At 62.4% G+C, this 7,722-nt stretch carries 7 protein-coding genes and 1 tRNA gene; 5 read left to right on the top strand and 3 right to left on the bottom strand.

Annotation, left to right across the window (positions count from 1 at the left end):
* Window positions 1-477 precede the first annotated feature (477 nt).
* Window positions 478-1,557, top strand: a complete 1,080-nt coding sequence (locus FFS23_RS05075; protein ID WP_137897707.1) for a DUF4062 domain-containing protein — start codon at window positions 478-480, stop codon at window positions 1,555-1,557.
* Between the two features lie 128 nt (window positions 1,558-1,685).
* Here the strand turns inward: FFS23_RS05075 and FFS23_RS05080 are convergent, their stop codons facing one another.
* The gene (locus tag FFS23_RS05080) at window positions 1,686-2,486 is read right to left on the bottom strand and encodes an alpha/beta fold hydrolase (RefSeq protein WP_137897708.1); all 801 of its coding nucleotides are present in this window, start codon (window positions 2,484-2,486) and stop codon (window positions 1,686-1,688) included.
* A 315-nt stretch (window positions 2,487-2,801) separates the two neighbouring features.
* Here FFS23_RS05080 and FFS23_RS05085 point away from each other — a divergent pair, with 315 nt between their 5' ends.
* The 3 genes from FFS23_RS05085 (at window position 2,802) to FFS23_RS05095 (ending at window position 5,657) form a co-directional block, all read left to right on the top strand.
* The gene (locus FFS23_RS05085; RefSeq protein WP_137897709.1) at window positions 2,802-3,800 is read left to right on the top strand and encodes an AraC family transcriptional regulator; all 999 of its coding nucleotides are present in this window, start codon (window positions 2,802-2,804) and stop codon (window positions 3,798-3,800) included.
* Between the two features lie 86 nt (window positions 3,801-3,886).
* On the top strand, window positions 3,887-4,459 hold the full coding sequence (locus tag FFS23_RS05090; RefSeq protein WP_169742578.1) for a DUF4142 domain-containing protein: 573 nt from the start codon (window positions 3,887-3,889) through the stop codon (window positions 4,457-4,459).
* 73 nt (window positions 4,460-4,532) lie between these two features.
* On the top strand, window positions 4,533-5,657 hold the full coding sequence (locus FFS23_RS05095; RefSeq protein ID WP_137897711.1) for a catalase family protein: 1,125 nt from the start codon (window positions 4,533-4,535) through the stop codon (window positions 5,655-5,657).
* Window positions 5,658-5,869: 212 nt separating this feature from the next.
* Here FFS23_RS05095 and FFS23_RS05100 read toward each other — a convergent pair whose 3' ends face one another.
* Together FFS23_RS05100 and FFS23_RS05105 are read right to left on the bottom strand one after the other, a co-directional pair.
* Complete coding sequence (locus FFS23_RS05100; protein WP_137897712.1) at window positions 5,870-6,502, bottom strand: tyrosine-type recombinase/integrase; 633 nt, start codon at window positions 6,500-6,502, stop codon at window positions 5,870-5,872.
* A gap of 267 nt (window positions 6,503-6,769) precedes the next feature.
* A tRNA-Thr gene (locus FFS23_RS05105) sits at window positions 6,770-6,845 on the bottom strand.
* 177 nt (window positions 6,846-7,022) lie between these two features.
* Between FFS23_RS05105 and FFS23_RS05110 the strand changes: the two genes are divergently transcribed.
* On the top strand, window positions 7,023-7,722 hold a 700-nt coding region (locus FFS23_RS05110; RefSeq protein WP_502702114.1), incomplete at its 3' end, for a PAS domain-containing protein.

Genomic DNA, 7,722 nt, shown 5'->3' on the forward strand with positions numbered 1-7,722 from the left:
TCCACTTGTGCGGACCTCGTCCGCTTTATAGAGCGCCGTCCGGAAACGAGAACGTGGCTCATGGCGGCCGACTAATTCGTTGGCGACAAGGGACGCCCGAATTACGTCTTTGCCTTCTGGCTGCTGCCCGACGTCGAGGAGCCGGACGCCTTGCCCAGGCGTCGGGCGGTCGGTTTACCACGCGACATCAAGGCTACGCGGCAGTTCACGCGCTTCCGCGGGCCGCCCTACTGAATGTCTCGTGCTATATGATCCTTATCAAAGCCGCGACGCGGCACATGGCTCTGTCGAGCGAGTCCGCGCAGACGGAATTGCGGAATAAAGTGCGGTGCTGGCCTGCCCGCAGGTGCCAGCATCCGGTTGGATTCAGTCAGCCCATTCGTTCGGCGCTGGAACCGTGGCTTCGTTGAAAGCGATCAGAACCGCCCGTATGTGCCTACTCACGACCAAGGACTGCCTTGGCTAAGGGGACGAACAATGGCCAAGCCGCGAATATTCCTCAGTTCTACCTGTTTTGACCTCGGCGATGCTCGGGCCGAGCTGACGTCGCACCTCGAAGGGTGTGGATTTGAGGTGCTGAACTCGCAAAGCGGAAAGTTCGGCGTGAAGCCGAAGGTGCATTCGCATGATGCTTGCCTAGTGATGATGGAACAGGCGGATTACGTGGTGCTTATCATCGGCGGGCGCCGCGGTGGCACCTATGTCGGCAGTGAGAAGTCGATCACGAACGAGGAGATCCGCGCGGCGCAGAAGCTAGACCGACCAATTTTTGCGTTTTTGGACAAACGCGTCGATGCGCTACGGGCGACCTACCGCAAAAATCCCGGCGCGGATTTTGCCCCGACCGTAGATGACGTTCGTATCTTCGATTTTGTCGACACGATCGCTGCAGGGCACGAGGATAACTGGCTACGCCTCTTTGACAACGTGACCGATATAAAATCGGCACTTACCGCCCAGTTCGCCTACATTTTGCTCCTCTACTCTCAAAGTCTGCGGAAGAGGGCCGCCAAGACGCCAGCCAAAGGGCTCAGGACGGTACCTTTTCCGGCGTCACTCGACGGAGTTCCCGGGGACGACGAAGCTGAGCGCACGGTCGCTCGTGCCGGGTTACGCCAAGTTTACGACTGCCTGAAAGCCTTGCTTGCTGCCGATGTAAAGGACGGCATCAAAGGCGAGCAGTTGAAGTCAATTTGGGTGATCGCTCGCCACGGCGACGCCGACGATCGGCGCCTCAAAGTGCGTGAAGATCGGTTCAAGGCCTCCGCGTGGGGAAAGTATCGCGGCGAACGGGTGTTCGCGCAGATGACCGATTGCGGGATCAACGGCGAGTATGGTTTCGATGAGGACAGCCTGGGACGTGCGTATGGGACTGTGGAATTGGTTTTCGACTCGAAAAAGCAAGAAACCTATCCTGCCCAAGCACTCAAAATGTGGGTCACCACGCTGATCAAGCGGCATGGTGAGGACGATTCTCTCGACTTCTTCAGGCGGCTCGACATGCGCGTGTTCGAGGAAAGTTCGAAGACCAAGAAGGTGGGAAAGACGAAGGCCTGAAACAGGCCCCCTAAGTCGCCAGTCAGCAACCGGCCCCATCTCAGCCGCTGCGGCTCCCTGAACGAACGGCTGCTTCCGGATGGCGCTTAGATGTCGTTGAATGGCGCCTTCTGGGTCATGCGAGCCGATCATTTGGCGGCATCGTCATTCGTTGTTGCTTGTGTAGCGGCAAGGATAACTCGGATGGTTTCTGCGGGCATGTCCCACATGGGAAAGTGGCCGCTTGACTCAAACCAGTGCAGTTGCGCGGAGGGAAACGCCGCCATTGCCCGCGCCGCCTGCCTTGGCAGGCAGAGCCTGTCATGCTTGCCCCACCCGATCACGATATGGCCGGTGCTATCGGCCGCGGGTCCGATCTGCTCGGGACCTGACGCAAGGCTATCGACCAGCGCATCGAACGTCGGGGTCAGGCTAAGACCCTTCAGCTCAGTTCCCACAATCTCCGGATCGAGCGCCCACGGATGCGCGGACAGCTGGGCCAGCAGTGCGGTGCGTGACGCAGCATTCTGGCTGAGCATCGGCAGACCGGGCCGGATCGCCCGCAACAAGCGGCCCGAAAGGCCTATGGTGATTTTGAAGAAGGCACGCTCCCAGCCGCGCCAGAACCCGCCCGGATCGAGCGCGACGACGTTTCCGACGACACCGCGCCGAGCGAGTTCGAGCACCAATCGCGCGCCCATCGAACTGCCGACGACATCGATCCCCGTCAGCTCGTTGCTCTCAATGTAACGCTGCACGCTGCTGACCAAGCCGTCAAAGGTACCGCTATCGTGCTCGACCGGCGTCGCGCCATGCCCGGGGAGGTCGACCGCGATTACTGTGCGGCTGACGCTGAGCCCATCCAGAACGGTGCTCCACGATTGCCAGCTACCTCCCAAGCCGTGGATCAGTAACAGCTTGCGACCGGTGCCGCGCTGGATATGGTTCATCTCGGATCACCTGTCTTATTGAAACAGCTCAACGATCACGGCCGGTGCGTGGGGCCAGCGGCCATCACGAAACTGCTGACTCAAGGGAGAAGTTTTCGCAGCGGCGAGATCGGCCCTTTGAAATGTCCAATTACAAGCGTTCACTGCTCGAAGGCGCTGGAGGTGACCTGGACGTCGCCTCTGGATTTCTTTGGCCTGATAAATCGAGTTAGATGCCGTGTGGAAATCTCGACTACGGCAGATGTGCCGCTTCGATCGGACCGGTCAGCCTTTGTCGCGGCAACGTTGCGGTGTGCTGAAGCGTCTTGAGGGTCCATGCCAATCGATCCGACCCTCAATCGTCTGCTGACCGCCCTCGAGGTGGCGCCGCATGCCTTTTCAGTGTGCCGGATCCAGTCCGGTTGGCGAATGAGCTTTCCGGTGTTCAAGGCGGTCACGGTCCATTTCGTGCTGCGCGGATCGGGACATGTCCAGGCTGGCGAGAGGGCGCCGGTTCCATTTGCTCCATCGAGTGTCCTGGTCGTGCCGGCGTTGCAGCCACACTGGGTCGGGGACGCTGATGTAACCGCCGCGACCGGCGCTGCGGCCGACAAGTGCGAGCTGATCGGTGACGGCCTTGTCGAGTTCACTGCGGGCAACGGCGCCGACGACACACTGCTGCTGTGCGCCGCGCTGTCCGCGCCGGACCAGGCGGCGCTCGGTCTGTTCGACCTGATGCGCTGGCCGGTGGCCGACGACCGCGCGGCAAGCGGCGTGCCGGCTGCGATCATCGATGCCATGCGCCACGAGGTCACCAACGCCGGGCTGGGGACTCAGGCGATGTGTCAGGCGCTGATGAAGCAGGCGCTCATCACGCTTCTGCGCCGGCACTGGTCGCAGGCGGACAGGTCCAGCGTCCTCGATGCGCTCCATCACCCCCGGCTTGCCCGCGCGATCGCCGCCATCATCGAGCAACCCGGGGCAAACCACAGTGTGGGCAGCCTTGCCGATCTCGCCGGCATGAGCCGGGCGTCGTTCTCCGATCATTTCTCGCGCACCTTCGGCCAGGGCCCGATCGACTTCGTGCAAAAGGCGCGGTTGCGGGTGGCGGCGCGGTTGCTCAGGGTTACCGACCTTCCGATCAAGGCCATTGCTCAAAGCGTAGGCTATGGCGGATCGCGGCCGTTCTCTCGCGCGTTCGAAGCGACCTATGCCATGTTGCCATCGGCGTACCGGCTGGCACCGCTCCCGTCGCCGATACATCCAGACGACGCAGATCAATCGTCTGCAAGTCACCGATCGTCCAGATTGACCGCCTCGCTGTCCAATCCTTGAGCGACTAGGGAACGGGTCAATCGACGAGCCGTCCTGCCAGAGACCCTCGCGCATGTGTGCCTTTGGTCACCATGAGAGGATTGCCCATGATTACCGATCGCCGCACCATTCTGACCGGGGCCGCCGCTGCCCTAGTCGCCGCTCCCGTCATGGCGATGGCGCAGCAGCGCCGAGTGGAAACGGACCCGGCCATGATGCCGATGCCTGATGTCTCCGGCACGCGCACGCACACTCAATTCGAAATGGGCGTGTTCGGCCCCGCAATGCTGTCACTGGCGACCAGCCAGATCGCAGTTGACCGGGCGCGGAAGGCCGACGCGCGCGAGTTTGCCGGTTTCGAGCTGACCGAGGCGGTCGCCGTCACGACCGTGCTGAAGCAGCTAGGCAATACGCCGCCGCCGTTGGACGCCAAGGCGCAGGCGACGCTGGACAAGATTCGCTCGGCGGCACCCGGTGCGGCGTTCGACCGCGCGTACATCGACGCCCAGTACGAAAACCACGTGTTTCTGCGCGATCTCGCCACCGCCTACCTGGCCAGCGCGGCGAATACGAGCGACATGATGGAGATGCACGGACGCCATCTCGCGACGCTCGCGCTGGCGACGTTCAAGGAGCATACGATGATCACGCAGCGTATCGCGCACGAACTCCGTGTCTGACGAGAAGACCGGTCTCCTCTTCGCCGGAGGAGACCTCCCCCATCAGCTCCGTTTTAAAATTGGAGATTCCGCCATGCCTGACGACATCAAACACGCGCCTGTTCCATTTACCCCCAATGTCGAAGTCCGCGCTGAAGACGAGGCCGAGACGATCCAGGGGTTGAACGAGCAGATCCGCCTTATCCAGGAAACGACCGCCAAGGATTATGGCACCGCGGTTCGCGGCGTTCATGCCAAGGGCCACGCAATCGTAAAAGGCAAGCTTGAGGTGCTGCCAGGAATTGCGCCGGAACTCGCCCAGGGGCTGTTCTCGACGCCCGGCAGCTATGACGCCCTGCTGCGCTTCTCGACTTTGCCCGGCGACATCCTCGACGACAGCGTCAGCGTGCCGCGGGGTCTTGCCATCAAGCTGTTCGATGTACCCGGCGAGCGGCTGCCTGGATCGGAGAACGACACCACCCAGGATTTCATCCTGGTCAACGGCCCGGCATTCGCGTCGCCGACGCCCAAGGCGTTCCTCGCCAACCTCAAGATGCTCGCTAAGACCACTGATGTTGGCGAGGGCCTGAAGAAGGGGCTGTCGGCAACGATGCAGACGCTTGATGCGGCATTGGAGACGGTTGGCATCCAGAGCCCGACGATCCAAACGCTGGGCGGCGCACCTAACACCCATCCGCTCGGCGAGACCTACTACACACAGGTGCCGTTGCGGCATGGTGGCTACATCGCCAAGCTGTCGGTCGCGCCCATCTCGATCAACCTGACCGAGCTCGCCGGCAGCAAGGTCGATACTTCCGGCCGTCCCGATGCCCTGCGCGAGGACATGGGAGAGGTGCTGATCGAGCAGGACAGCGTCTGGGAGGTGCGCGTCCAGCTCTGCACTGATCTAGAGAAGATGCCGGTTGAGGATACCTCGGTGGTCTGGGACGAGAAGGTGAGCCCTTACGTGGCCGTCGCACGGCTCACTGTGTTGGCGCAGCTCGGCTGGGAGCGGGGCCTTAGCGAGCATCAGGAGCAGGCGGTCGCATATAGCCCGTGGCACGGCCTGACGGCTCATCAGCCGATCGGCGGCGTCAACCGGGCTCGCAAACCGACCTACGAGCGCTCAGTGCAGTTCAGGGGCGAGCGAAACGGCTGTCCGGTTCACGAGCTTCGGACGATTGGCGATTTGCCAGCTCAGGGCATGACGATCGATTGAGCGCAGATCTGAGGCGCTGGATCATGATCCGGCGCCTCAAACCCATATGCGGTGGAGATCGCGCACGTGATCCGAGATGATCCGAACCTGCGTCCGATCACTGGCAACTGGATCGTGATCATCCAAGCTACCTATGGCCGATCGCCTTGGTGAACGAATGTCCGGAGCAGGGAGCGGGTCGCAGGTCATTAAGTGACCGGATCTGGGTCGGCTCAGACCTCAGTGCGTTCGGCCAGTTCCAAAGCGTCCTCCACGTCAACGCCCAAGTAGCGGACCGTGCTGTCGATCTTGGCATGGCCGAGAAGGATCTGAACGGCTCGGAGATTGCCAGTCGCCTTGTAGATGATCGATGCTTTCGTACGCCGAAGCGAGTGCGTCCCGTAATCCTGAGCCGGAAGGCCGATGCCGACCACCCACTCGTGCACGAGGCGGGCATATTGCCGCGTGCTCATGTGAGCCATGTAGTCGTTTCGGCTCGGGAAGACGAAGTCGTTCAGTGTCCCGCCGCGCCGCTCCAACCACGCCCGCATCGTCTTTCGTGCCGTGTCCATCAGCTCGAACTGGACCGGTCGTTTGGTCTTCTGCTGAACCACGACGGCGCGGTCGCGGACGCGCCCGCCGGAAACGACATCGCCGATCCGCACCCTGACCACATCACAGCCGCGCAGCTTGCTGTCGATGGCGAAGTCGAACAGCGCTCGGTCGCGCAATCGTCTATGCTGGTCAAGCCAGAAGCGAATGGCCCAGACCTGTTGCTGTTTCAGCGCCCGCTTCGCACCGATAAGCCGGCCCTCGTTCCAGGGTCGAAGTTCGTGAAAGGCGGGGTCCATCGACGAGTGGCCCATCGATCATCTCCATCGGGACGGACCGGCCAATCGAGCGTACGCAGGCGCGGTAAACCGACGGTTCGGAAATCTGGTTGATCGGCCGTCGGTGATGCTGAACAAGCGGCCGGTTTCGGGCGGCGCCTCTTAGGCTCTGAGCGGCCGGATGTGGGTCTTCCACAACGAACTTGGCGAAAGCACCCCAACTATGACCCACGGAACGACCATGCCGAAAGGCCGTTGAGCCCTGGCAATCGCCGTTCCCTCGTGGAAGTGCTATAAAAAAGGTGGTGCCGCTTACAGGACTCGAACCTGTGACCCCCGCATTACGAATGCGATGCTCTACCAGCTGAGCTAAAGCGGCACGGGGTGATACGGGTGTAACGCCGTTCGGGGGTGCGCCTAACAGGTCGGATTGCCGCTGACAAGCGCCCAAGCACGCCGCATCTTCGCTTTGCCGGCTTTACGACCCGTTTACCACGGAGCGTGCACAAGCGGTCCGGACCAGGGTCGTGCGGCCCGGTGGATGAAGGGTTTGGGCATGGGTATCGCGCGCGGCTTCGAGGACGAGCGGCTAGACATCGACGGGGCGATCGGCGGAGCCCTCGACGGGGCCGGCGAGCCGGACGTCGATGAGGGCGGCGTCGGGGATGCGATGTTCGAGCTTGGCGGCGACGAGCGGCGCATGCACGTACGCGCCTATAATCATTGGGTTTCGTTGCTGAGAGGACGCCCCTATCCGGAGATCGGCGATCTCGATCCGGCGCATATCGACTTTGGGCCGCACAGCGTCCTCATCGACTTCACCGGCGGGATCGACGACCCCACGATCGCCTTCCTCGGCGAGCGGCTGCGTCGGGAATGCGGGCTGGAGAGCGACATCGTCCGCATCGCCGACGTGCCGGGCCGTTCGCTGCTGTCGCGGCTGACCGACCATTATCTGCAGATCATCGCGAATCGCGCGCCGATCGGCTTCGAGGCCGAGTTCGTCGGCATCCGCGGCCGCACCACGCTGTATCGCGGCATCTTGATGCCGTTCTCGTCCGACGGCGAGGCGATCGATTTCATCTACGGCGTGATCAACTGGAAGGAGATGGTCGACGACGCGACGCAGGCGACGCTCGACGCCGAACTCGACGCCGCGGTCCGCGCCGCACCGCGCGTGCCGGTCGCCACGCCGATCTGGGCGGACGGTCCGAGCAGCGGGCTGGAGATGGTGCACCTACCCCCCGCCCCCTTCG

It is taken from the genome of Sphingomonas sp. 2SG (assembly GCF_005503285.1).
GTDB lineage: Bacteria > Pseudomonadota > Alphaproteobacteria > Sphingomonadales > Sphingomonadaceae > Sphingomonas > Sphingomonas taxi.